28 protein-coding genes are annotated in these 23,439 nt (G+C 41.7%); 16 read left to right on the forward strand and 12 right to left on the reverse strand.

The features are described 5' to 3' along the window. A complete protein-coding gene (locus IYN84_RS21170; RefSeq protein ID WP_305852096.1) occupies nt 1–1,176 on the forward strand; it encodes a methyl-accepting chemotaxis protein in 1,176 nt (391 codons plus the stop codon). A gap of 31 nt (nt 1,177–1,207) precedes the next feature. On the opposite strand, the gene aroE is transcribed toward IYN84_RS21170, so the two are convergent. Then, nucleotides 1,208–1,996, reverse strand: a complete 789-nt coding sequence (gene aroE, locus IYN84_RS10150; RefSeq protein ID WP_196139085.1) for a shikimate dehydrogenase — start codon at nt 1,994–1,996, stop codon at nt 1,208–1,210. Between the two features lie 423 nt (nt 1,997–2,419). On the opposite strand from aroE, the gene IYN84_RS10155 reads away from it, so the two are divergent. Both IYN84_RS10155 and IYN84_RS10160 read left to right on the forward strand, forming a co-directional pair. After that, a complete protein-coding gene (locus tag IYN84_RS10155; protein WP_196139086.1) occupies nt 2,420–2,779 on the forward strand; it encodes a DUF3192 domain-containing protein in 360 nt (119 codons plus the stop codon). A gap of 151 nt (nt 2,780–2,930) precedes the next feature. Further along, complete coding sequence (locus tag IYN84_RS10160) at nt 2,931–3,797, forward strand: DMT family transporter (RefSeq protein WP_196139087.1); 867 nt, start codon at nt 2,931–2,933, stop codon at nt 3,795–3,797. 145 nt (nt 3,798–3,942) lie between these two features. On the opposite strand, the gene IYN84_RS10165 is transcribed toward IYN84_RS10160, so the two are convergent. Beyond that, a complete protein-coding gene (locus tag IYN84_RS10165) occupies nt 3,943–4,488 on the reverse strand; it encodes a tetratricopeptide repeat protein (RefSeq protein ID WP_196139088.1) in 546 nt (181 codons plus the stop codon). Nucleotides 4,489–4,710: 222 nt separating this feature from the next. Here IYN84_RS10165 and IYN84_RS10170 point away from each other — a divergent pair, with 222 nt between their 5' ends. Next, nucleotides 4,711–5,361 carry a Crp/Fnr family transcriptional regulator gene (locus IYN84_RS10170; RefSeq protein ID WP_196139089.1) on the forward strand — a complete coding sequence of 217 codons (651 nt, stop codon included), beginning with the start codon at nt 4,711–4,713 and terminating at the stop codon, nt 5,359–5,361. 20 nt (nt 5,362–5,381) lie between these two features. Here IYN84_RS10170 and IYN84_RS10175 read toward each other — a convergent pair whose 3' ends face one another. Next, on the reverse strand, nt 5,382–6,107 hold the full coding sequence (locus tag IYN84_RS10175) for a HisA/HisF-related TIM barrel protein (protein WP_196139090.1): 726 nt from the start codon (nt 6,105–6,107) through the stop codon (nt 5,382–5,384). 269 nt (nt 6,108–6,376) lie between these two features. Here IYN84_RS10175 and IYN84_RS10180 point away from each other — a divergent pair, with 269 nt between their 5' ends. From IYN84_RS10180 to IYN84_RS10205, 6 genes are all read left to right on the forward strand, one after another. Further along, on the forward strand, nt 6,377–6,724 hold the full coding sequence (locus IYN84_RS10180; RefSeq protein WP_196139091.1) for a TraR/DksA family transcriptional regulator: 348 nt from the start codon (nt 6,377–6,379) through the stop codon (nt 6,722–6,724). Nucleotides 6,725–7,009: 285 nt separating this feature from the next. Continuing rightward, a complete protein-coding gene (gene argC, locus IYN84_RS10185) occupies nt 7,010–8,068 on the forward strand; it encodes an N-acetyl-gamma-glutamyl-phosphate reductase (RefSeq protein ID WP_196139092.1) in 1,059 nt (352 codons plus the stop codon). A 66-nt stretch (nt 8,069–8,134) separates the two neighbouring features. Beyond that, complete coding sequence (gene argB / locus IYN84_RS10190) at nt 8,135–8,965, forward strand: acetylglutamate kinase (RefSeq protein ID WP_196139093.1); 831 nt, start codon at nt 8,135–8,137, stop codon at nt 8,963–8,965. A 216-nt stretch (nt 8,966–9,181) separates the two neighbouring features. Beyond that, nucleotides 9,182–9,484, forward strand: a complete 303-nt coding sequence (locus IYN84_RS10195) for a hypothetical protein (protein ID WP_196139094.1) — start codon at nt 9,182–9,184, stop codon at nt 9,482–9,484. Between the two features lie 67 nt (nt 9,485–9,551). Next, complete coding sequence (locus IYN84_RS10200) at nt 9,552–10,334, forward strand: hypothetical protein (RefSeq protein ID WP_196139095.1); 783 nt, start codon at nt 9,552–9,554, stop codon at nt 10,332–10,334. A 109-nt stretch (nt 10,335–10,443) separates the two neighbouring features. Further along, nucleotides 10,444–10,767 carry a hypothetical protein gene (locus IYN84_RS10205; RefSeq protein ID WP_196139096.1) on the forward strand — a complete coding sequence of 108 codons (324 nt, stop codon included), beginning with the start codon at nt 10,444–10,446 and terminating at the stop codon, nt 10,765–10,767. Nucleotides 10,768–10,887: 120 nt separating this feature from the next. Here the strand turns inward: IYN84_RS10205 and IYN84_RS10210 are convergent, their stop codons facing one another. From IYN84_RS10210 to IYN84_RS10230, 5 genes are all read right to left on the reverse strand, one after another. Next, nucleotides 10,888–11,046 (reverse strand): YqaE/Pmp3 family membrane protein, encoded by a 159-nt coding sequence (locus IYN84_RS10210; protein ID WP_196139097.1) that lies wholly within the window; start codon nt 11,044–11,046, stop codon nt 10,888–10,890. A gap of 1 nt (nt 11,047) precedes the next feature. Further along, complete coding sequence (locus IYN84_RS10215; protein ID WP_196139098.1) at nt 11,048–11,239, reverse strand: DUF3185 family protein; 192 nt, start codon at nt 11,237–11,239, stop codon at nt 11,048–11,050. An 85-nt stretch (nt 11,240–11,324) separates the two neighbouring features. Beyond that, nucleotides 11,325–12,227, reverse strand: coding sequence for an EamA family transporter RarD (gene rarD / locus IYN84_RS10220; protein ID WP_196139099.1), 903 nt, complete (start codon nt 12,225–12,227; stop codon nt 11,325–11,327). 16 nt (nt 12,228–12,243) lie between these two features. Continuing rightward, entirely contained in the window at nt 12,244–12,822 is a 579-nt protein-coding gene (locus IYN84_RS10225) for a flavodoxin family protein (protein WP_196139100.1), read from the reverse strand. Between the two features lie 126 nt (nt 12,823–12,948). After that, nucleotides 12,949–13,461 carry a thioesterase family protein gene (locus tag IYN84_RS10230; RefSeq protein WP_246722772.1) on the reverse strand — a complete coding sequence of 171 codons (513 nt, stop codon included), beginning with the start codon at nt 13,459–13,461 and terminating at the stop codon, nt 12,949–12,951. 255 nt (nt 13,462–13,716) lie between these two features. Between IYN84_RS10230 and IYN84_RS10235 the strand changes: the two genes are divergently transcribed. From IYN84_RS10235 to IYN84_RS10245, 3 genes are read left to right on the forward strand one after another with little or no spacing between them, the layout of a single operon-like run. After that, nucleotides 13,717–15,105, forward strand: coding sequence for a DUF445 family protein (locus IYN84_RS10235; protein ID WP_196139101.1), 1,389 nt, complete (start codon nt 13,717–13,719; stop codon nt 15,103–15,105). A gap of 51 nt (nt 15,106–15,156) precedes the next feature. Beyond that, a complete protein-coding gene (locus IYN84_RS10240) occupies nt 15,157–15,774 on the forward strand; it encodes a glutathione S-transferase family protein (RefSeq protein ID WP_210330373.1) in 618 nt (205 codons plus the stop codon). Between the two features lie 23 nt (nt 15,775–15,797). Continuing rightward, nucleotides 15,798–16,361, forward strand: a complete 564-nt coding sequence (locus IYN84_RS10245; RefSeq protein WP_210330374.1) for a DUF1415 domain-containing protein — start codon at nt 15,798–15,800, stop codon at nt 16,359–16,361. A gap of 4 nt (nt 16,362–16,365) precedes the next feature. Here IYN84_RS10245 and IYN84_RS10250 read toward each other — a convergent pair whose 3' ends face one another. Then, nucleotides 16,366–16,773, reverse strand: coding sequence for a GFA family protein (locus IYN84_RS10250; RefSeq protein ID WP_196139102.1), 408 nt, complete (start codon nt 16,771–16,773; stop codon nt 16,366–16,368). Continuing rightward, the gene (locus IYN84_RS10255) at nt 16,770–16,982 is read right to left on the reverse strand and encodes a CPXCG motif-containing cysteine-rich protein (RefSeq protein ID WP_196139103.1); all 213 of its coding nucleotides are present in this window, start codon (nt 16,980–16,982) and stop codon (nt 16,770–16,772) included. The genes IYN84_RS10250 and IYN84_RS10255 overlap by 4 nt, the downstream gene beginning before the upstream one ends. Nucleotides 16,983–17,149: 167 nt before the next feature. Between IYN84_RS10255 and IYN84_RS10260 the strand changes: the two genes are divergently transcribed. The 3 genes from IYN84_RS10260 (at nt 17,150) to rep (ending at nt 21,274) form a co-directional block, all read left to right on the forward strand. Continuing rightward, the gene (locus IYN84_RS10260; protein ID WP_196139104.1) at nt 17,150–18,673 is read left to right on the forward strand and encodes a YifB family Mg chelatase-like AAA ATPase; all 1,524 of its coding nucleotides are present in this window, start codon (nt 17,150–17,152) and stop codon (nt 18,671–18,673) included. 189 nt (nt 18,674–18,862) lie between these two features. Continuing rightward, complete coding sequence (locus tag IYN84_RS10265) at nt 18,863–19,051, forward strand: hypothetical protein (RefSeq protein ID WP_196139105.1); 189 nt, start codon at nt 18,863–18,865, stop codon at nt 19,049–19,051. Between the two features lie 201 nt (nt 19,052–19,252). After that, a complete protein-coding gene (rep, locus tag IYN84_RS10270) occupies nt 19,253–21,274 on the forward strand; it encodes a DNA helicase Rep (RefSeq protein WP_210330375.1) in 2,022 nt (673 codons plus the stop codon). 238 nt (nt 21,275–21,512) lie between these two features. On the opposite strand, the gene IYN84_RS10275 is transcribed toward rep, so the two are convergent. Together IYN84_RS10275 and IYN84_RS10280 are read right to left on the reverse strand one after the other, a co-directional pair. Beyond that, nucleotides 21,513–21,959: a hypothetical protein gene (locus tag IYN84_RS10275; protein WP_196139106.1), complete on the reverse strand. Its 447-nt coding sequence runs from the start codon at nt 21,957–21,959 to the stop codon at nt 21,513–21,515. 306 nt (nt 21,960–22,265) lie between these two features. Further along, nucleotides 22,266–23,390, reverse strand: a complete 1,125-nt coding sequence (locus IYN84_RS10280; RefSeq protein WP_196139107.1) for a serine hydrolase — start codon at nt 23,388–23,390, stop codon at nt 22,266–22,268. Between the last annotated feature and the right edge of the window lie 49 nt (nt 23,391–23,439).

Consider the following 23,439-nt stretch of genomic DNA (forward strand, 5'->3'; position numbering starts at 1 on the left):
ATGTCTAAGGTCAGAGTAGTCAGCGGAATAGCGATTGTTCTGCTAACAGTGTCACTGCTCGCTTTATTGCTCGACTTTTCCGTCATTAGCATAGTGACGCTCTCACTGACATTGCCAGCATCTATATACCTCTTTATTCAGGCAAATAAAGGGGAAGCAAATACCGCCCTTACCGATATTTCCTCTCCACTTTCACTACAGGAACCCACCAAAATTCTCTCTCAAATCATATCTATGACAGAAGCTGAATTTGTCCTGGTGAACGAAGAGTTGGAAAAAATAGCTGAAATTGTCTCCCACGCAGGAAAGTCTCTCGCAGGAAATTTTACCGGACTCCACGGAGAAACAACCAACCAACAGGAACTGGTTGATGAGCTACTGAAGAAGCTGGCAGTACTGGTGAACGAAGAGCAGGATATAAACCGTCAGACTGAAAGCTATTCAAGCCAAAGCCGACAAATATATCAGCGCATGCTTGATTCCATTGAATCCATAAAATCCTCCTGTGACTCTCTCGAAATAGAGTTCAGTACTGTTTCCGAACAAATGAATCATATCAACAAAACACTTGATGATTTAAATAGCATTACCGAGCAAACAAATCTACTCGCGCTAAATGCTGCCATTGAAGCAGCAAGAGCAGGAGATGTTGGTCGTGGATTTGCTGTCGTGGCTGACGAAGTAAGAGCACTTTCACAGCGCTCCCAATCTTTTAATTTGGAAATTGCAAACCAGGTTAATACAATCAAGAATAGCGTCGAAGGCGTTTCAACCCAAATCCATGAACTGGCCAGAGTTGATCTGGAGCAAAGCAGGTCCGATAAGCAAGATATCGAAAATATGTGGCAAGGTATGAAAGATATTGTGGCACAGGCCTGTCACGATAGTGAAAGTATTAACGATATAGCTGAATCTATACGCCGACACGTGTCGAGCGGAGTTGTCTCTTTGCAGTTCGAAGATATGACCCAACAACTGATGTCTCAGTTAAAAAATCGATTACAGCTACTCAACAACTTTGCAACCCAGGCAAAAGAATTAATCAAAGGCGAGCTAGACAGTCATCGTCTGAACAAACTAACACAATTAATTGACGAGCAAGTCGATAGCCTGGAAAAGCTACACAATTCAGTCGAACAGCGCAATATGGACTCAGGGACAGTCGATCTTTTTTAGCTTGTGGTGAATGCAGATGCGCGCTATACAACTAGAGCATGACCTTGCTTACATCAGGAAAACATCCCGTCCAGATTTTGTATGATTGCGCCGCCTGTCCGATTAACATTCCTATGCCATCAATAAAGTTAGTACATCCAGCTTCATGGGAGAGCACCTTAAGACTTTCGGCCCTTTGTCCATAGTTGAGGTCATAAACAAGCGTGCCTGACATGAGTGGCTGAGTAACTTGGCTAAAAAGCTTTTTATCAAGTTCAGTAACCGAACTAATTAGAATCTCATAGCTCATAGCAGGTTCCAATAACGCAATATTGCCAAAGTCACTGTAAGTTTTAACCAGGGCCTTTGCCTTTGATTCCGTTCTATTAAATAATTTCAGATTGGCGCCCGCCTGTAGCAATGCATAAATAATAGACGCAGCGGCACCTCCAGCTCCGATTACCAATACCGTTTTACCTTGTACATCGACACCTTTTTGTAACAGATCAATGACCAAACCTTTGCCATCGGTCGTATCGCCAATTAATCGTCCAGTATTATCGCGTGAAATAGTATTAACCGAACCAGTCAGCCTGGCTTGCTCAGTCAATTCATCTACGATCGTTGCTGCAGAATGCTTGTGCGGCAAAGTAACATTGAGTCCTCGCCCACCACTGTTAAAAAAGTCATAAACAAACGATTCAAACTCTTGTTCGGAGATATGATATTTCTGGTAATCAATTTTGTGACCGAACTGCTCAGCAAATTGATTGTGGATCTTAGGAGATAAACTGTGCTCGACAGGATCACCGACAACACCTAACTTAAAATCAATACTCATGGACAATATACAAGGCCTCTCATCATTCAAGGCAACTTATCACTCCGTCCCAATCTGAACAAAGAATTTTTTATATTAAACCCCAATTATTGTTCATTTCTTTGTTTTTCAAATACCTTAAAAATTGTCTATTTTTCCTATTTGTTAGTCAATCTCGACATTACTTTATTTGATCGAAGATCCAAAAAGCTGTCATCTGCTCACTGATTAGCTTGAAACCAGGCAAGAAACCTGACTTTTCATTTTGCTTGTTGTTCAATTGAGAATTGGCACAGTAGCTGCTTTAGCAAACTTCACAGTCATTAATTCGCTTATCTACTCAAATATAGCGATTGAAGTTAAGGGAAGGTTAAGGTTACTTGTATACCATTAAAATAGTCTCTCTTAACATATGTAAATAAAGAACCCTGATGGAGAAAATGAATGAAAAACTGGGCTAACCTTATCGCTGCAAGTGCACTTACCTTTGGTCTTACCGGATGTATCGTTGTCGATGGGCACGATGACCATAAAGAGCACTGGAAAGTCGAGCAAAAAGAAAATAGACAAATCATTAGTAATCTTTCCCTCGAGACAAGTCGCAGCCAGGTGCTCGAGCTCATGGGGGCTCCTGCATTTTCCGAAGCATTTGCTAAAGGTAACGATGAATACCGGGTACTCTATTATCGCACTCAACACCGCCACTCCGACGGTGATACAACTATAGACGAAACCACTCCACTGGTTTTTAAAAATGATAGACTGGTCGGGTGGGGAAACGAAGCTTTGGCCAGAAATAGATGATGGTTCATTGCTGTTGTGAAGGGTGTTGATGGAAGTCGACACTCTCCACTCTTATCTAAAGCAAAGAGTACTCTTATACTGATATTTTAGTTGCAGACCAGCCAGACGTTTCAGTACCCTAAGGTCTGTGTCCCCTGTTTTCCAATAGCCAATGTCAAACTCTTCTCAAGCTTCTATTCGTTACCTATTAATGGTTGCAATGAGTGCAATACTCCTGATGGGCTTCGTTCCTGTCATCATAAAATGGATTAGTGCGAATGAAGCTACGATTGGAATTGTTAGACTCAGCATCGGAACCTTAGGCATATCCATACTATTGTTCTTCAAAAGAAGATCGCTCAAATTAACTAGAAGAGACCTAAGGTGGTTGATTCTTCTCGGACTGGTATTTGCACTTCACTGGTTCACTTACTTTAAGAGTATTAAGCTCTCTGATGCCTCATTGGCGGCCATCGGCGTTGCCACTTTTGGCCTACATCTTCTATTTTTGAATTTGATTTTTTACCGCGAAAAGCTCATTGGCAGTGATTTTATAGCGGTTATTATCGCTTTCGCAGGTATTTTTTTGGCATCGCCACCGATGGATCTTGAACAAGGTAAGCTGGATGGCTTTTTAATCGCTATTCTTAGTGGGTTCCTCTATGCCTGCCTGCCACTCATTAACCGACAACTAAACCATCTGTCGACTAACACCCGGGCATTGGGCCAATTTGGGTTCGCACTTGTGGGCTTTTTGTTTTTATTGCCTCAGAGTAACTTTTCTCTTTCAACCAATGACTGGTGGGGACTGATCTTTTTGGGCGTGCTCAGTACCCTGATAGCTCACACCTTATGGATCAAAGCGAGTACAGAACTACCGACATCCTACACTGCAGTGCTCTATTACAGCTATATTCCCATGGCAATAATTCTAGGCTATTTCTTCCTGGGTGAGCCACTAAACTGGGAAAAGCTTGTTGGAGCGGGGTTAATTATTCTTGCCAATATCATGGTCGCCCTGCTTCACAAAAAGAAATGAACGAGAAGAAAGAGTAGATTCAGCACTATGAATGAAACTTCGGCCATCTCCGCAAAGCCAGGCCTTTTGATTGCGAAAAAATTGGTAAATAAAAAAGCAGAAAATGTTCCAGTGAATATCTGAAGCAGTATCGTTGTACTGAGTACTACTGGCGAGGAGGGATTCTTGCGTCACGATAACGCTTGTTTTCAAATATCTTCTTATAAAAAGCGATTCGTTCATCCGCCTGTTTCAGTTCATCACTGGAAAGCTCTGTTTTCAGCTGTTCCACAATATCCCTGGTTTTCTTATTGATGTGTTTGGCGACCGGACTATCGTTAGTTGAAGCAAAATAAAACCACACATAGGATTCTACTTTATCGGCTTTGAACCCTAAGCCCCGATGAAGCATGATTGCTGTATTGAACTGTGCAGAAGGGTATTCACGAATACTGGATTGGAAATATAGCTCCGCAGCTTTTTTATAGTTGCGACGAAAACTACTCCCTTTCGGAGGTTCAAAATAGAAGTTGCCCAATAAAAACAGGGCTTGAGGGTCTCCCAGCTCTGCCTTGTGCTTGAGTTTCGACCACTCTGTAACGTAAACGTTCTTCTGACTACCTAACTCTCTGCTACTTGCCTCACTGACTGGAAGGAAAGGCACGACTGCGAGCAGGAATAGAGTTATCAGAACTTTCTCTAAATGCTGCAAAAAAAATCCTTAAAACAAGGGGTCTATTGTCATTAATTTGTTATTTTCTCACAATTCCCTTGGAAAATTACACTCATAGGGCTAATTATAAGATAAGATGGCTACCTAAATAGGTGATTTTAATGGCCTTTTGTTGTGTAATATTTACATGCTTTTGCGCTACGAATCCAGTTTTTTGGCGTAAACTATGTATGGAAATGTATCTCTATTAGAGGTTTGGGAATGATGCAACTGAAAAACTTTGAGCTATTCAAGCAACTTGATGAAGAAATTGTCAACGACATTTTGTCACATATACACTGCCGAAGCTTTCCCAAGAAGACGCAAATAGTGACCGAGGGAGACGACTCACATAGCCTCTATTTTCTTCTTGAAGGGCGGGTAAAAATCTATCTGGACGATGATACCGGAAAAGAAATTATTATGAATATTCACGAAGAAGGTGACTTTTTCGGCGAACTTGGGCTTATTAAATCTATTCCGAGAACAGCATCGGTTCTGACTTTGGAAGACTCTCGCCTTGGTATCATGCCTGAGGCAGATTTTAAGCGTTGCATTGCTAATTACCCTGCTTTTTCAATGAGCTTGATTGAAAATTTATCTTCTCGTCTCATTGAAGCGACGGAAACGATTCGAAAACTCGGCCTGATGGACGTCTATCGACGTATTGCGGTAACTTTCCTTAATCTTTCCGAAGAAGAAGGCGGAGTGAGAGTCATTAACGAAAAGCTCACCCAGCAAAATATTGCCAATCGAGTCGGAGCTTCTCGGGAAATGGTCGCCCGAATATTGAAGGATTTACGCGCGGGAGGATATATTTCACAGGAAAGTAACCGAATTATCCTGCACAAGCCGCTACCACACTCCTGGTAATTTTAAAAATAATCGGAACTTTAACTGGCTTTAGCTAGCAATTTTGCGGCTTCGTTTAAACAGAAGCCGTTGTATAATGCTTTGCCGATAAGTACTCCGCTAACCGGCTTTTGGCGACTTGCTATTAACGGCGCTAAATCATTCGCGGTTTCAATTCCACCATGGGTAAAAATTTCCATTTCCAACTCGTTAGAAATTGACAGGATTGATTCAAGCCCTACCAGAGGAGATTGCCCATTGGTGCGAATCTGGTTAATAACCAGACCAGCGACACCATCTTCCTCCAACTGACGTGCGATCGAAGCCAGTCCGAAGTGAGGTTCTCCAGCTCCCATAGCCACTTTTCCATCGAGTGTATCAAGCTCCACCAATATCTGGTTAGGGAACTCTACACAGATATCATCGAGCAGGTTGCGTTGTCGGATAGCTTTTCCATTTAAAACAATATAATCGACCAAAGCATCAATCCAGATATAGGCCGACTCTAAACATTTTACTCCGCCGAGAACCTGAATAATAAGATTTGGATGTTCCTGTTTGAGTTTTCTAAGAAGGGTTACATTCTCTGGCTCACCAGACTCAATAGCATCAACATCCACTACATGAATTCGCTCAACACCTTTGCTTACCCAGTCTGCGACCTTATCCAGAACGCTTTCTTTTATCACTTTGTCATTAGCACTATTTTTGGGTTCAGTGTGTACACACTTACCATGACGAATTTCTAATACTGGAATCAGTTGCATGCTCATTTAACCTCAAAATAGACATCGCCCACCAGAGCCACCTATCCTCCTTTATTTTCGTTTTAAATTCCACCCTTGTCGACAGCTCTTATATAACTATAGGAGGGAATTATCTCTTCTGCAGTGCTTATCTCAAAATTATTGATAACGATTGATGGAGTTGCGCTATGATTAAAATATAGTCATGTTGTTGGCTAACTCGAGACACTTAGCTATTGATCTATTTTGGTTACCCTTAACACTTTTTAAAACAATCAAGAGCCAAGCAGATGAGTAAAGTCGATCAATTAAAACAGCAACTTATTTACAGGCAACAAGAGCTGGAAAAGCGTTTGGAAGCCATTAAAACTGATATTTCCCATACTGATAAACCTTTGTCAGCAGACTGGGAAGAGCAGGCAACTGAAAAAGAAAACGATGAAGTACTCAACGCGTTAGGTAATGCATCAGTTGCTGAGCTTGTTCAGATAAAGTCAGCTCTTAAAAGAATTGAGCAGGGCTGTTACCAGCGTTGCACAATTTGTGAGGACTGTATTCCGCTAGAACGGCTCGAGGTATTGCCACACACCTCTCACTGTGACCGTTGTGCCGAAGAGCTGGAAGCTGCTGAAGCATAAAACCAGTTATTTCTTCTTACTACAAGCTAGAACGACTAATCTGGACAGGATCTAATTCCATATTGATCTGGCAAGATTCAAGGGCTTTAGGCATAATTCCATCTCCGATAAGTTCACATCACTCCAAGTTGATGCGAATGATGGCCGCGGGAATGACGGCAGGTTATGGCAAAAGGCTTTTTCTTAAAAAGTCAGCTAGACTTTCTGACGCGGTACTCATGTGAAGACCAAAACCGTTTGGTCTTTGGCTTCAGTGGATAAATCAACTTATTAGGAACCTCATTCATGAGTAAAATCAAAGTTTCCATCATTGGTGGCGCCGGCTATGGCGCAGCTGAAATTCTTCGTCATGTATTAGTGCGAGAGGACGTTGAACTCCTTCGAATTTCCAGTAAAGATTATATTGGTCAGTCTGTTAGCCAGGTTCACAGAAATCTGCCAGGATTTGATCATGTCAAATTGCAAGATATTAGTCCGCAAGAATGTGCCGAAGGCGCCGATATCGTTTTCCTGGCAATGCCACATATCATTACCGCCAAGGTAGCTATGGAGTTATTCGATCTTGACGTAAAAATTATCGATCTATCCGGAGACTTCCGTCTGGAAAAGCTTGAAGACTATGTTCGCGATTATGCCCCCGAACATCCGTGTCCAGAAAGACTGGGTACCTTTACTTACGGCATGCCTGAACTTAATAGTGAAGCCATCAAAAGTGCTCAGCATGTTGCAAGTCCGGGCTGTTTTGCCACTGGTATTGCGATGGGATTATTGCCTATGGCTAAAGCAGGCCTTTTAAAAGGCACCAATATCCGTACTGTTGCTATGACCGGCTCATCAGGCTCAGGTGTTAAGCCGCAAGCGGGTACTCACCACGCTGTCCGTGTTAACAATCTGAAAGCATACAAAACCTTGCACCATCAGCACCGTGCAGAAATTGTACAAACACTTTCTCATGGGGGTGCCGAGGGTATTTCTCTTGATTTTGTACCGGTATCTGCGCCATTGGTTCGTGGTATTCTTGCGGTATCTCAAATGGACCTTCCGGAAGGGATGGAACAAGCAGATATCCAGAAAATCTACGAGGACTACTATGCCGATCACCTGCTAACAACAGTACGTCCAGCTGGAGCCCCAGCAGAAGTTGCGGCTGTATCGGGAACAGCTCGTGTTGAAATTGGTATTGATACTCGAATCGACCCTGACACAGGCACACGTACTCTTTGCCTGACCAGCGCAATTGATAATCTGATTAAAGGCGGTGCTGGACAGGCAATCCAAAGCTTCAACCTGATGACAGGTAAGCCCGCTCATTTTGGTCTTGATAATCCAGGACTGTGGCCTTAAGCCGCAGTCTTTTTTGACAAGCATAGTCTTTCTGACAACTATGGCTTTTCTGAACGGAGAATTATCATGACACAATCCAAACCAACCGCCGTCATCAAAGTCGGCGGAGATGTTCTACTAGATCAGGCCGAACGCGAGGGTCTGGCACAAAACATCAAATCACTGACCGAACAAGGCTGGAGTGTTGTCCTGCTACACGGCGGCGGCCCTCAAACCAACACACTTCAGGAAAAACATGGCCTGACTCCAAACAAGGTCGCCGGTCGTCGTATTACTTCTGAAGCCGATCTGACTGTAGTAAAGCAAGCTATTGCAGGCGAAGTAAACGTTAACTTAACCTCCGAATTGATCAAAGCAGGCCTTCCAGCATTCGGCTGTCACGGTGCTTCCGGTCAGCTAATTGAGGCGACTAAACGACCTCCAGTGGTCGTTACCGGCGCAGGTCCAGATCCCATCGATTTTGGAGAAGTGGGTGATGTGCAGGCGATTAACAGAGAGCTACTCCAAGGTCTTCTGGCGTTGAACGTCATTCCGGTTATTGCAACTCTGGGCGTCTCTAAAGAAGGTCGCATTTTCAACATCAACGCCGATACCACGGTGGTGCAAGTCGCACGTTCGCTTAAAGCCGATTTGTTGCTGCTAACAACCGGTGTGGGAGCTGTATTCCGCGATCTTGATGATCCTGACTCTCGAATTAAAGAAGTAAATCGCGAGCAGGCAAAAGCTTTGATCGATGAAGGTGTTATTCAAGGTGGAATGATCCCGAAAGTGGAAGAAGCTATGACCCTGCTCGATGAAGGTGTCGGCTCAATAGCTATTGTTTCAGGCCGCCATGCAGGGGCATTTGAAGCCGTTGCTAATGGTACAGGTGAATATGGAACGAAAATCGTTTCCTAGAGCCAACTGTTTGCTGAGTACTTCCGGCGAGCTTTTCAAAAGCTCGCCTACTTACTTGTCTCACTTGTAGTTATTATTCAACCTGCAACTGCCGAGAGAGGCCTTTGCGTATGCTGTGATTCAAGAAGCATTATTATCGAACTCGAAACAATTGACTGCAAAGAAGTTAGAAAACCCAAATTTAAAAAAATCGGCAGCCTGATTCAAGAGAGACTCTTGATTATCAACGGAAAGATTACAGGAAAACTGGAAGTCGAAAATTTCAATTCTTTCGAAGTAGTAAATCATCAAAAGGGACTTAGCGAAGAAGCTACTTTTGTTTATGACCAATCCGATGAAAAATCCTGCGAAGACTTTCCAAAAGGTCTGTCCCGACTGGTCGTAGAGATTAAATGGCTATGCGTTGGTGATATTTCTGGTGACACTATTTGTGAGCATGAAGGTAGGACTATAAGGTTAATTGATAACAAGCTGAGAAGTTTACTAAAGCTAAACACATTAACTTTTGAGCTGAACTAAATTAAATAATTCCAGTCGAAGTTAACACCTCCCCGTCAATGAACATGCAACTTGCAACTTGCAACTTATGGAACTAAGTTATTTTGAGCTTTTAGATGAAAGCGCAAAGCCAAAATTCATTGCCAACAAATTTCTGTTAATAGCACTTTTTACTTCAATATTAATTCATGCTCTCATTCTGCAAGTTATCGGCAATCGTAAAAATCAGAGTTCTATTCAACCTTTTACTTTTGGTCAGACATCATTTAATATTGAAATCTTGTCGGAAGAAGTCAAGCTCGAAAAATCTGAAAAAGCAGACCTCTCTCAAGAGATAACAGTGCCTCAAAACATCAAGAAAACTGGAACAAAAATAAAACCTTTGACCAAACCAAAAAATAATCCTATAGATAAAAGCGAGAAACAAACCACGACTAGTCCAGCTCATGAACGAGCCACTAGTAAGCAATCGAAAAAACCTTCAACTCCCCCTTCCTTTTCTTCAATTCGAGAGCAAGTTCAACAATTGGAAAGGGATGGTCTGATAGAATTAAATGATTCTCCTTCCTCTAGATTTGATCCACGTTTAGAACCCCACTTAGAAAAACACGAACAAGAACTAACTCGAAAGAAAGATATTGAAGAGGCCAGACAGTTTCGTAAAGACAACGAGTTCTATCAATTCAAAGCGACCGGAGATACTCAAGTCGTTCGACGAAACGGACACTGCTTTATTGTACCGATTAATTTAGGAATGGAACCGGAGTATCGTCCATGGGTATATATTGGCAAATGTGGAAAGAAAAAAAAGCTAGACTTTAGCCGCGCCGCTAGAGACAAAAAAGCATTTGAAAAAGGACGCGATTTCTAGCCAAACCAGTTCATGCCGGATAGTTTCAACCATTTTACTTACCACACGGTCAACCAATCAGTCACTACTCCGTTATAACAAGTGAAACAACTTGAAAGTGGAGAGAACAATGAAAAGTCTGACAACAAAAATATCGGCATTAACCTTTATCGCACTATTTTCAGGACCTATTTTGGCTGGTACACCGGTTCTTGATAATCGACAGGATAATCAAAAAGCCCGTATTAAGCAGGGTGTTAAAAACGGCGAACTAACCAACAAGGAAGCAAAAAAACTGATTCAAGGGCAAAGACAGCTACAAAAGATGGAACTCAAAGCAAAATCAGATGGCGTTGTAACTCAAAAAGAAAGAGCCAAACTCCAGCACAAAGCGAATATTGAATCTGCCAAAATAGCGAAAATCAAACATGATCGTCAGGATAGAAAACCTTAAACTGCTATTGATAAAACATTGGCCAGCAATCTTTCAAACTGCCATTGTTAAAAGCACCGTATTTTCAGCTGTTGATTCTTACCGACAGCTGAAAATATCATCTACAAAATAAAAAAATGGTTACTTGGTGACTAACCACAGCGCATGGATCATACCCGGCAGAAAAAAGAGCAGGCACAACAAGATGTTTATAACCAGATCTTTGCCAACACTTTTTTTTAGGAATACGGCTAGAGGAGGAAGAAATATCGCAATAAGGATAAGCACTACTTTATTCATATCATTTCACCCTAAAAACACCAATAACAACGCAGACAGCACCACCGACTAATCCAATCCAGGCTTCAATTGGCGTATCTCCGCTAAAAGTTCTACTAAATTGCGAGCCGACAGAATCGTAAACGTTATACCCCCAGGCAATTAAAGCGACACCGGCGATGATCAGAATGATTCCGATAATTTTATTGTTCATGCGATATCCTGTAATTATTATTAGCGTTTGATTAACTTTCACACAGAGCAGATAGCCATGTCAAATTTTGGAAAATTTATTGTAGTTATCTGCGGCTCAGTAGCTGCCGAAAAGGTTTAATAAGATATAGCAATAATCCAAACCAGATAAAAACAAAACTCAACAACTGTTCACTTCCCAAGGGTTCTTGATAATACTGGGTTGCCAGTAAAAATGATAATGAAGGTGCAATAAACTGCAAAAAGCCAACGCTGTTCAGTGGGATCTTCTTGGCTGCGGCGGCAAACATTATCAAAGGGATCGCGGTAATCACTCCACCCAGCGCAAGCAGAAGATCGGTCTCGATTGTACTATTTAAAAATACTGCCTGCTCAGTAGACAGAATCCATAATATATATCCCAGGGCAATTGGCAATGCTAGAGTCGTTTCTACCAGTAATCCATTCAATGAGTCGACATCAAGTTTTTTGCGTATAAAACCATAAAGCGCAAAGCTGGTAGCCAGACTCAAAGCAATCCACGGAAATTCACCGTAGTTGATTATTTGATTGCCGACTCCAACGCAAGCAAAAAAAACGGCTCCCCACTGCAACCTGGAAAGCCTTTCTGCGAAAAAGATCACGCCCAGTATTATCGACATAATAGGATTGATAAAATAACCCAGACTAGTTGCTAAGATTTGCTCATGGGTAACAGCCCAGGTAAAAATGAACCAGTTGCAAGAAACCAGAGCTGTCGATGTAGCCAGTCCAAGCAATAACTTTCTATTGCGAAAAACATTTAACAGTTTAAAAGGTTTTCTCAACGCCCAGATAAAGAACAGAGTCACAGGTACACACCAGGCTATTCGATGAGCAAGGATCTCTTCAGCTGAAACATTGGCGACAGCCTTGAAATATAGAGGAACCAATCCCCACCATACAAATGCGCCAATGCCAAAAAACCAGCCACTTGAATCAGTCGCGTTTTGTTGGGCTACTTTTTCCATCAATTCTTCACTTTTACTATGTTGCTGTGTTTTCTGCGACTTGTATTTTTGACGAGCGCAGCCCAGATATATGTTGAACAACTTTCTCTATTTTATCTGAAAATTCTACTATTGCAGGTTCTTTAGGAGATATCTCCGGTTCATTTTCACAGTAGCGAAATAAACTACCAATATTAGTCATTCCAAGATAACGAAAAGTATTATCAAAGATACTAGCAAAGCTCGGCTCAAGCTCTGGACTTGCACTGGTTGCGATTACACCAGTATATTTACTTCGCAAAATTCGCCCTTTATCTTTCAAAGCGTCAAGCTTAAGAAAATCTGATAATCGGTCGATAAATATTTTGACCTGCGCACTGGGAGCATACCAATAGACCGGTGAAGCAAAAAGAATAATGGGATATTCCAGTAACTGATTCATTAGTAATTGAAAGTCATCTTCTTGATTCGCAAAATCATAATCGAAAGCTTTTATCTGGTAACGCCTCAGATCGTAAACTTTTGCACCAATGTTCTGTGTAAGTGCCGATACCAGCTTTGCTGTATTCCCCTCACTTCTTGCCGAACCTAATAGAATAGCAACTGACGGTTTCAATATTTTTTCTCCCCACAAGATTTAAACTTGCGAGCATCATAAAACCTTAAGTTAACTTCAAGTAAAGAACTATTTCGCTGGTTGCAATAAGCGTTAACTATGGCATGAAGCGGCTGACAGGGCTTGCTAGCCCGCCATATAGGTGCCGGTTCCCAGCGCGATTAAGGTATCATCATCGTTGTGAAGCTCCATTCGAACTACAGCAACTTTGTTTCCACTTCTAAGAAGTCTCGCTGTTGCATAAAAGGACTTTCCTTTCCCCGGCCTGAGATAATCTACTCTCAAGTCTATAGTTCCTATTTTTGCCAATTTTTTTCCAATTTCTTCCTGACTGGCATTGATATTTTTTTGCATCATACCTGCCGCAGCCATTGCCCCACCCACAACATCCAGAGCCGTTGCTGTCACACCGCCGTGCAACATACCATGAACAAAATTTCCGACGAGTTCCGGCTTGTGCTCGAAACTGATACGGCAGCTCTCTCGGCTCAGCTCATTAAAACGAAAGCCCACAACCTGATTAAAAGGAATTTTATGGGTAAAAACGTCCCTGACCCTTTCCATTAAGACCTGATATTTAGCTTCATCATCCGAACTAGAGTTAAGGCTCTTATCATTACCAATATTTTCAGTTGTCATAGTGACTATTCCGCATCGCTGTAGCTGATAGAAATTAAATGTTAAAAAGACAAACCTTTGGCCAGTTTAATCACATGAATCAACCAAGTCCAATTGAAATATCTATAAATTCAATAACTTAACTATTGGCAAATTTCTTGCTGTATATAGCTAACAATCAGCTCAGCATTTAAAGCTGCTGTAGAGTCAGTGCTGTAAAGTAAACACAAACCTCGCATTAAGCAAAGTGTGCGCAAATAACCATAAGATGTACTTATGTCACTACATTTTCTTAGAAACTTCTGCCTTTTAGGACTTCCACTTTTTCTCGCGGTTGCGATCGCCGCCAAACTTATGCTCCCTCCAGAGCAACGCATGATCGGTGAAGCCTTCTTTACCGTCTGCCTGACCGCCAACATTGGTTATTTTACCAATTTTATTGCGATAAAAATGCTCTTTCGACCCTATGATAAATCGGCACTCGGACGCCAGGGGCTGATTCCCAGGAACCAGAAGAAACTGGCAGCTTCATTGTCAGCAACTTTGAGCGATCACTTTCTTGCTAGCGAGCACTGGGAAGAGTATTTGCATAAGGCCAATTTACTGCCGCAATTAATCGACTCTACTGACAGCTTTATCAAAAAGTGGCTTGCTGTCCAATCTAACCGCCTCCTTCTATTAGAAATGATGACTGAAGCCTTGCGGCAGAATAGAGATTCCGTGGCCAGGTTTATCAACAGACTGCAAAGTAACTTTGTTCAGCAAGCACTCGAAGAATTCGATCCTGAATCTTTTCTCGAACAAGGGTTCGAGTGGATTGAGCAACAATTTGAAACTCAACCAGAGAAAATGACCTTTGTGATCGAACCGGTTATCAACACAATAGCCGGTAATGTCCCACTGATCGCTTCCAGATTAGTCAACGCAATCGACCAGCATATCGAGAAGCAGGATACGCTTAGAAGAAGTGTCGCCAAAGCAGCCAGGTGGTCGGCTAACTTTAGCGAAGAAGACATAAAGAACTATCTTTTTCGCCTGATCGCCAGTACTGAATTCAGACACACCCTGTTTGAAGGACTGGAATCTCTTGTAAAAGAGTACAAAAGACGAGGACTTGTTAACAGTGAAAAAACAGGGATTGACCGAAATACAGATACAGCTGAAAGTCCGCTGGATGTTAAGCAACTTTTTGGCGATTTGATAAAAGGAAAGCTGAAAAAACTTGTTACTCCCGAGTTACTTATTAGCTACCTGCAAAAAGACGACAACAAAGTACTGCTAGCTGATGCTGTTGATCGGGTCATAAACCAACTATTGCCGGTAATAAAAAGTAAAGCCTCATCACCTGAGTTTGCCGCCTCACTTTACCGCAAACTTTCAGCCATCATAGAAGATATTGATTTGAAAGAAGTCATCGAAGAGAAAGCTTCAGGATTTTCTCCTGCTAAAATGGAGTCTATCTTTCACAATATGATCGCCGATCAGCTTGTTTTTATTGAGTTGCTGGGTGCGTTTTTAGGCGCACTGTCAGGTTTGGCGTTAATCGATCTTAGGTGGTTTGCCGCACTTGCATCAGGTTTTTCAGGATTTTATCTACTCGATCTCTGGCTTACTTCTCGAAACAACAATCCCTTTAAGCAAATTCAGGATAGCAACTTGAAGTAAAGTCGCATAAACTTGCAGCTCTCTACCAGTAACGAATGATGAGACCTGTCCATGATCACGTTATACGGCGATATTATCTCCGGGAATTGTTATAAAACCTACCTGATCGCGAACCTGCTCGATATACCTGTTCATTGGGTCAATGTCGATATCATGGCAGGAGAAGCCCAAACAGCAAAATTCCAACAAAAAAATCCGAACGCAAAGATACCTCTGCTAGAGCTCGAAGATGGCCGCCTCCTTTCAGAGTCAAACGCGATCATTAACTATCTGGCTGATGGCTCTGCTCTAATACCACAAGATCAGTTTTTGAAAGCTAAAGTGCTCGAGTGGCAATTTTTCGAACAGTACAGTCACGAACCTTTTATAGCTGTTGCACGCTTTATCAATAAATATCAGGGTTTACCTGCCGAAAGAAAAGCCGAATATGAGAGTAAGCAAGCAGGTGGCCACAAAGCATTGTCGATAATGGATAAACAACTTCAAAAAAGTGATTATCTTGTGAGCGATCAACTAACCACTGCAGATATATCTTTGTATGCCTATACTCATGTTGCGCATGAAGGTGGATTTGATCTGACCCCCTACTCGGGAATCAATGCCTGGATTGAAAGAATTCGCTCTCTTCCAAAATATATTGGAATGTCATTAAAACCTGAACACCAATAATCACTAATTTCAAAGGAATAAACATGGTATTTGACCAAGAGCTAATGAATCAGAAAATTATCAGTTCGGTGAAGTTCTGGATTCTGAATACCATAATAGGATTTAATTTCTGTCCTTTCGCCAAACGCGAATTTGATCGAGATTCGATTCATTATGAAGTCGTCAATGAGATCCTCCCTGAAGAGCAATTACACTCATTAGTTCATGAGTTTACACGACTCGACAAATGCCCGGCGATCGAAACTTCGATAATTATTTTCCCGCAAGGCCTGGAAAGCTTTTTTGATTATCTGGATTTTGTAGAGCTGGCCAATGAGCTATTGGCGGAACAAAACTATGAAGGAATTTACCAGCTAGCGTCATTCCATCCAGATTACTGCTTTGAAGATGTTACCCAGGAAGATGTCTCAAATTTCACAAATCGTTCACCTTATCCAATGATTCATATCATCAGAGAAGCTAGCCTTGAAAAAGTTCTTGAGAAATACCCTTCGCCAGAAACAATTCCCGAAAGAAATATAGAATTAGCACGCAGTAAAGGCATACAAATATTTAAAGATATTTTACAGAAAAGTCGTGACCAGTAGCCTGCTACTGTTCGATACTTTTATGTGCCAGAGTTGCAGCATTGTCTTCCCAGTTCTGACCATCAAATGCGACAATCGAAACTTCTCCCGGCTTTTGATCCAGGCACCGAAAATTAATATCAATCCCATCGGGATTAGAGCGAGGCGTATAAAACGGCTTAACTCCGCAAGTTTTACAAAACGTATGCCTGGCGATACCAGTATTAAATGTATAGGTACTCAAGTTATCCTGGCCGGATAACAAGTGAAAGCGTGTCAGGGGTACTATCAGGTGTAGAAAACCAGCTTTGCTGCATATAGAACAGTTACAATCTTCAACTTCCACAGCATCAGGTAACTCGACAGAAAACTGGACCGAGCCACAGTGACAACTCCCATGATAAGTCTTCAATTCAGGATCACTTGAAGTCATAAATTTTCCTTTCTCGCCTGTAAAATCAACTTCTCATCAAAACCTATTGAAACATCGATAGCAATCGGTTGACAACAGATCTGACAATCTTCTATGAAATTTATCGAAGATGCCGCCTCTTCAACTCCAAAATTGGAAATATCAATAGATATCTCCAAGCTCTCCCAACAATAAGGACATTGGATATTGTGATACTCAACTGGGTTCAAGTTATACTACTCACTGCGATAAATTCCAGCTAACAATTGACGCACGTTGCAAGTAGTCAATATCGCACAACTTATTTGTCAGATCACCTCTATTTTCAAATCAATATTTTGTATTAAATATACAAGTCGACAATAAAAGGAATTTTCATCTCATCAAGGATTGATGTATGTCTCTTTCAATCATATATACCCGAGCCGGAGTAGGCATTGAAGCACCATTGGTAACAGTGGAAACTCACTTGTCGAATGGACTGCCCAGCCTGAATATTGTTGGTTTACCTGAAGCCGCAGTCAAAGAAAGTAAAGACCGCGTAAGAAGCGCTCTTATCAATGCCAACTTCGAATTTCCCGCCAGACGTATCACCATCAACCTTGCCCCGGCCGATTTGCCAAAAGACGGCGGTCGCTATGACCTGCCAATAGCGTTGGGGATTTTAGTCGCGTCTGGACAAATCAATGTAAATACTATTCATCAATACGAATTTATGGGTGAGCTTGCTCTTTCAGGGGAGTTGCGAAGTGTTAACGGGATATTACCTGCTTCATTGGCGGCGAAAAGAGAGGGACGAAAGCTCATAGTGCCAACTGAAAATTTGAGCGAAGCGCGCCTGGTCGGTGAAACTCAAGCGCTGGGTGGAAAACATTTACTGGAAGTCTGTGCATTTCTACAGGGCCAGAGAAAGCTCGAGCTGGAACCAGAAATAAAACCAGTCGACACAAAATTTATCCCTCAACCCGACCTATTGGAAGTCAAAGGCCAGTATGCAGCCAAAAGAGCTCTGGAAGTTGCCGCCGCTGGCCGTCACAACCTTTTGTTTATCGGCCCACCCGGGACAGGGAAAACGATGCTGGCAACTCGCCTGGCTGGAATTTTACCCGAAATGAGTGAATCAGAAGCTATCGAATCAGCTGCAATCACTTCGGTAAGTCATCAGGGGCTAGATACCAACCACTGGAAACGCCGACCATTTCGTTCGCCACATCATACTGCATCTGCCGCTGCACTAGTCGGCGGAGGCAGTAATCCCAAGCCGGGTGAAATATCACTAGCACACCATGGCGTGCTTTTTCTGGACGAACTCCCAGAGTTTGACCGACGTGTACTTGAAGTTCTACGCGAGCCTCTGGAGTCCGGAACTGTCACAATTTCAAGAGCGACACGCCAGGCGGAATATCCGGCCAAGTTCCAGTTTCTTGCAGCAATGAATCCCTGCCCATGTGGTCATTTCGGTAATCCCAAAGGGGTCTGCCGCTGCACAAGCGACAAAATCAGACGTTACCTGCTTAAGCTATCCGGTCCATTTATCGACCGTATCGACATGCATGTTGATGTCCCAGCCATGTCACAGGAAGAGTTAAAAGCCATTCCGGATACACAATCTGAACCATCGGAAATAGTTCGCCAGCGAGTTATCGCAGCAATGCAACGCCAGGTGAGAGACAGAGGGAAATCCAACGCCTTGCTGAACCCCAGAGAGCTAGAGCAGGTCGTCAACTTTGATTCCGGAGCCGAGGATTTTATTTTGGCAGTACTGGAGAGGCTAAAATTTTCAGCCCGGGCTTATCACCGCATCCTTCGAGTATCTAGAACCATTGCAGATCTGGAAGAGTCGTTCAAAGTAACTCAGAAACATCTGGGTGAAGCGTTAAACTACAGGCGGTTAGAAAGAATGTTACTTCAGGTGGCGTAATAAAAATGAATAATATTACCCAATTTTAATAACATCAAACTTATACCAGACTCGAGATTTTGGTGTATAATTATTAACCTATTGAGATGTTTTCTCAATATAGAATCAAACAGGAACCCTTCTAAGGTGGGATTGCCATAGAGAATTGGCGGGTTAGCAGTTTGAGCACAAGGAAAAGAGGGAATTACAGTGAACAATACCGTAAAAGCTATTCACCCTGGTCACTACCAATATCGTCCAAATCAGTTTTTCCCATGGATGAATGTTAGAGTCTTCAAACAGTCAGCTCAAGAGCAGGACAAGCTAAGCGTACGCTTCGCCGGAGTCGAGCTCGATGCAGATATGTTTATCAGACACGGCCAGTGGAAAGAAATTTAATCTAACTAATTAATTTTCAAGCAATTAATTGGTTACGATATATCATCTTAATGAAAAAGCGACCTGATAGTCGCTTTTTCATTTTATCTTGCTCTCAGTATCCCCTAAAATAAGCGCCAGCTTGCAAGATACACAACTCAAATTTTGTAGCAATTGCAATTTTCCAACCATCACGATAATAAATATTAGCAGTAGTAGCCATTGGCAAGTATTCAACTCAACCCACAGCAAGAATTAGCAGTAAAGCAAACGACTTCACCTTTGCTGGTACTGGCCGGCGCTGGTAGTGGAAAAACGGCGGTAATTACCCAAAAAATTGCGCATCTGATAATCAGGTGCGGATATCGTGCGGATCAAATTGCTGCGGTAACCTTCACCAATAAAGCAGCCAAAGAAATGAAAGCTCGAGTCACCAAAATGCTGGGGGAAACTGCTGCCAAGGGACTGATCGTTTCGACCTTCCATAATCTTGGTTTAAACATAATACGTCGTGAACACAAAGTACTGGGAATCAAACAAAACTTCACCATCTTTGATGATCAGGATTCACTCGCCCTTATGCGAGAACTCTGCAAAAAAGGTGTCGACGCCGATAAAAATGAGTTGCTGGAAGTTCTACGAAAGATATCTTCGTGGAAGAATGACTTAATGCTACCCCAGGATGCGATTGCAAAAGCGAAGGATAATGATGAGCTTCTGGCCGCAAAACTTTATGAATCCTACACAAGAAGTCTGAAAGCATATAACGCGGTTGATTTTGATGACCTGATACTGGTACCAACGCTATTACTCAAACATAACGAAGACGTCAGAGTCCGCTGGCATAATAAAATACGCTATTTACTTGTGGATGAGTATCAAGATACCAATACCAGTCAGTATGAACTGGTCAAGTTGCTCACAGGAAAGCTTGGTAGCTTCACGGTAGTTGGCGATGACGACCAATCTATCTATTCCTGGCGTGGTGCGCAGCCGAAAAATCTGGAGATGCTGCAGCACGATTTTCCCAATCTGAAAGTCGTTAAGCTGGAACAGAATTACCGCTCCTGTGGACGAATTCTAAAATCAGCAAATGTGCTGATCGCTAACAATCCACACTTGTTTGAAAAGAGTCTCTGGTCTGATAAAGACTATGGAGAGCCTATCCGAATTCTTTCTGTAAAAGAAGATAACCATGAAGCGGAAAGAGTGGTTGCAGAAATTCTAGCGAGAAAAATAAAACACAATTTGAAGTTTCAGGACTTTGCAATTTTATACCGCGGTAATCACCAATCACGGCTGTTGGAACGTGCTTTAGTTAACAAGCAGGTCCCTTATAAAATTAGCGGAAATACATCTTTTTTTGCCCGAGCAGAAATTAAAGATGTGCTTGCTTACCTGCGCTTACTTGTTAACCCGGATGATGACAATGCGTTTATCCGAATAGCAAACGTACCACGAAGAGAAATTGGTGCAGCGACTTTGGAAGCATTAGGTACTTATGCAAATGAAAGAAAAATCGGGATGTTTGAGGCAATATTTGAGATAGGATTAGAAGAACACCTATCTGGTCGAGGACTCACTGCAGTCAGGAAATTTGGCGAAATAATGTCCCGGGCGAGCGATAATATTCGTCGAGGTAATTCGATGGAAGTTTTAAATGAGTTGATGGCTTATGTTGGCTACCACGGTTATCTATTTGAAACCTCCAGCTCACCGAAAATGGCTGAGTTTCGCTGGTCCAATGTAACTGAACTGTTAAGCTGGATAGAAAAAGGATTAGAAGATAATGCCGATGCAGATGATCCTTTTGCTCGTACTGTTTCAAAAATATGTCTGAGAGAAATGCTCGACAGAAATAGTGAAGAAGATGAAGATACAAACGAAGTTCAATTAATGACACTTCATGCTTCAAAAGGACTGGAATTTCCCCATGTTTATCTACTCGGCGTGGAAGAAGAACTGTTACCCCATAAATCATCCATAGAAGAAGATAACGTCGAGGAAGAACGAAGACTCGCGTATGTAGGAGTCACCCGAGCCAAAGAAACACTAACCATCATGGTTGCTGAAAAACGGGCGCGTTACGGTGAAATGGTCAATTCTGTTCCCAGCCGCTTTCTTGAAGAAATGCCACAGGAAGATCTGGACTGGGAACTTGACAGACTAAACATATCGGATGATGAAAAAAGAGAAAAAGGTAAAAACAGAATGGCAGATTTGAAGAAAATGCTATCTTCTTAAAGCTCAATTAATATCAACTGACACTTATTGCTTAAATAGCATGTTGCGGTTCCTAATGAAATTGACTCTCGCTTTTCTTATTTTTTATTCGTTCTGATTATTATTGACACGGTAACCAACATCGATGCTAAGACATATCGGATTAACTTAGTACGAGTCTCCTGATATCTTAAAACGGACCTTGAAATCAATTGCTCTGGCCCTTTGATTTTTGCTATCTAATTACATACTTATATTATTAGTAATAAAAAGCCAAAGCAATTAAGGAGGCGGCGCTAGTGTATAAGAATATTGCTGAAATTCTTCTCATCCTAGCCTTAGAGACAAGGCTTTTGTGGTAACTTTTAGGAGCGTTAACTATTTCTTTCGCTATCAATCCTGGTCCAAACATAGTTTTTGCACCGCTACTACTAATAAACACCAGCTGTGGAGAGCCATGCTTTTCATATAGCTTTGGATAACTTTTGCGAACTTCGAGTAAGAATATGCAATTCAAAAAACCATACAAACCAAGACTAAACATCGTAAGAGCGAAACTAATTTTAATAGCAAACTGAATATCTGCGAATAACGTAATAATTGAAACCAAAAAAAATGAAGGAATAAAAATTATTCCTAATATCAAATTGTACACATCAAAGATTACTTTTTTAGACTTGCTCTTAATAACATCACCCCAAATCAAAGAATTTCTCTCAACACACTTGATTATACAATAGCCTAACGCTAATAAAGCAGTATTATTTCAATTTTAGAAAACAACACTAAAGAAGCTGCACTATCAATTAGCATAACTTTCGCAATAGCTGTGTATTGATATTAAAAAAAAATCAATTGAGTCAAAACAATTAATTTTGGCTACTTTATAATGTCTGGCATTGTAAAAATCACTACTACCCCGTAATCTTTTGGCACTGTACGCTTAATAACCGTGGAGATCAGTAGAGTCACTGAAAATAGAAACTTAATTCGAATGTTGTAAGAACGAGCGTCAGTTCTCTTGGATAATTGCCGGTAAGATATACCGATCAATCATCTTAAACGGCTGTTCCATCTCTGGAAATTTTCCGTAATTTTCTCCAGTAAAAACAGCAACCAATTTCAGCTCTGGAAAAACCATTATAAATTGTCCGCCATTTCCCCATGCTTCAAAGGAGTGAACACTTGTTCCTTTAATATTCCGATCAATCATTCTCCAGAGATAACCAAAATCCTCATCTTGATAATCACTGGTAGCTTGCTTGGTCGTCGACTTTTCGACCCAATCGCGCGAAATAATCCGTTGTCCTTCCCAGATTCCGTTATTCAAATAGAGTTGACCAAACTTCGCCATGTCTCTTGACTTCAATTTTAAGCCTCCTCCAGTCATTGCCAATCCTTGATTTCCTAATGAATTTGTAATCGGCCAACGATACTCATGAATGCCTAAAGGTTCAAACAGGTATTTATTGGTAAATTCCGGGATGCGTAGACCTGAAGTTCGAGTTATCACACTTCCCAGAACAACTACGCCACTAGTAGCGTAGGAAAACTCTTTTCCAGGAGTAGAAGAGACGGGTTGGTCAAAGTAAAATTTGATCCAGTCATTTGTCGGATACATGGCATCTTCATTTCCTTTTATTCCGGAAGTCATTGAAAGAATATGTTTTAATTTGATTCTGCGCTTGCGCTCATCCCAGTTTTTAATCAAACCTTCATATTCAGGAAAATAAGGCAACACCTTTGCTTCCTCTGACTCAATATAGCCCTGTTCAATAGCAATTCCTACAAGAGCAGAAGTAACCGCTTTAGAAGCGGAACGCATTGTGTGAAGTTTATTCATTTTGGCTTCACCAAAATACTCTTCGACTATAAGCTGGCCGTCCTTAACTAATAGAATACTGCTAATTCCCGAAAACTTTCCATTGTTCACATCATGTACCAGGTCCACCATAAGCTGTCTATTAACACCAGCACCCTCCAGTGTCCCAATATTCCAACCATCATTCGATTTTTCTGGCCTGGAAAGATGATTCCTACTTTTCTCTATAGTTTCTACATCGCTGTTGACTAAGTCGCAACCCGATAAAATAGTGAATATCAATATAGATAGACTTTTTGAATATTTGTTCAACATATAAAAACTCCGTGAAGTACTTTACTTTCTGCACTTTAAAAAACTTAGC

It is taken from the genome of Aliikangiella sp. G2MR2-5 (assembly GCF_015687155.1).
In the GTDB taxonomy this organism is placed as follows: Bacteria; Pseudomonadota; Gammaproteobacteria; order Enterobacterales; family Kangiellaceae; genus Aliikangiella.

Bases quoted from the DNA above. Each gene is read 5' to 3' on its own strand.
- IYN84_RS10170 (WP_196139089.1), top strand. From the start codon at position 4,711: ATGATGCAACTGAAAAACTTTGAGCTATTCAAGCAACTTGATGAAGAA.
- IYN84_RS10210 (WP_196139097.1), bottom strand. From the start codon at position 11,046: ATGAATAAAGTAGTGCTTATCCTTATTGCGATATTTCTTCCTCCTCTA.
- IYN84_RS10235 (WP_196139101.1), top strand. From the start codon at position 13,717: ATGTCACTACATTTTCTTAGAAACTTCTGCCTTTTAGGACTTCCACTT.
- IYN84_RS21170 (WP_305852096.1), top strand. From the start codon at position 1: ATGTCTAAGGTCAGAGTAGTCAGCGGAATAGCGATTGTTCTGCTAACA.
- IYN84_RS10200 (WP_196139095.1), top strand. From the start codon at position 9,552: ATGGAACTAAGTTATTTTGAGCTTTTAGATGAAAGCGCAAAGCCAAAA.
- IYN84_RS10160 (WP_196139087.1), top strand. From the start codon at position 2,931: ATGTCAAACTCTTCTCAAGCTTCTATTCGTTACCTATTAATGGTTGCA.
- IYN84_RS10245 (WP_210330374.1), top strand. From the start codon at position 15,798: ATGGTATTTGACCAAGAGCTAATGAATCAGAAAATTATCAGTTCGGTG.
- IYN84_RS10215 (WP_196139098.1), bottom strand. From the start codon at position 11,239: ATGAACAATAAAATTATCGGAATCATTCTGATCATCGCCGGTGTCGCT.
- IYN84_RS10230 (WP_246722772.1), bottom strand. From the start codon at position 13,461: ATGACAACTGAAAATATTGGTAATGATAAGAGCCTTAACTCTAGTTCG.
- IYN84_RS10205 (WP_196139096.1), top strand. From the start codon at position 10,444: ATGAAAAGTCTGACAACAAAAATATCGGCATTAACCTTTATCGCACTA.
- argB (WP_196139093.1), top strand. From the start codon at position 8,135: ATGACACAATCCAAACCAACCGCCGTCATCAAAGTCGGCGGAGATGTT.
- IYN84_RS10240 (WP_210330373.1), top strand. From the start codon at position 15,157: ATGATCACGTTATACGGCGATATTATCTCCGGGAATTGTTATAAAACC.
- argC (WP_196139092.1), top strand. From the start codon at position 7,010: ATGAGTAAAATCAAAGTTTCCATCATTGGTGGCGCCGGCTATGGCGCA.
- aroE (WP_196139085.1), bottom strand. From the start codon at position 1,996: ATGAGTATTGATTTTAAGTTAGGTGTTGTCGGTGATCCTGTCGAGCAC.
- rarD (WP_196139099.1), bottom strand. From the start codon at position 12,227: ATGGAAAAAGTAGCCCAACAAAACGCGACTGATTCAAGTGGCTGGTTT.
- IYN84_RS10260 (WP_196139104.1), top strand. From the start codon at position 17,150: ATGTCTCTTTCAATCATATATACCCGAGCCGGAGTAGGCATTGAAGCA.
- IYN84_RS10250 (WP_196139102.1), bottom strand. From the start codon at position 16,773: ATGACTTCAAGTGATCCTGAATTGAAGACTTATCATGGGAGTTGTCAC.
- IYN84_RS10155 (WP_196139086.1), top strand. From the start codon at position 2,420: ATGAAAAACTGGGCTAACCTTATCGCTGCAAGTGCACTTACCTTTGGT.
- IYN84_RS10175 (WP_196139090.1), bottom strand. From the start codon at position 6,107: ATGCAACTGATTCCAGTATTAGAAATTCGTCATGGTAAGTGTGTACAC.
- IYN84_RS10280 (WP_196139107.1), bottom strand. From the start codon at position 23,390: ATGTTGAACAAATATTCAAAAAGTCTATCTATATTGATATTCACTATT.
- IYN84_RS10180 (WP_196139091.1), top strand. From the start codon at position 6,377: ATGAGTAAAGTCGATCAATTAAAACAGCAACTTATTTACAGGCAACAA.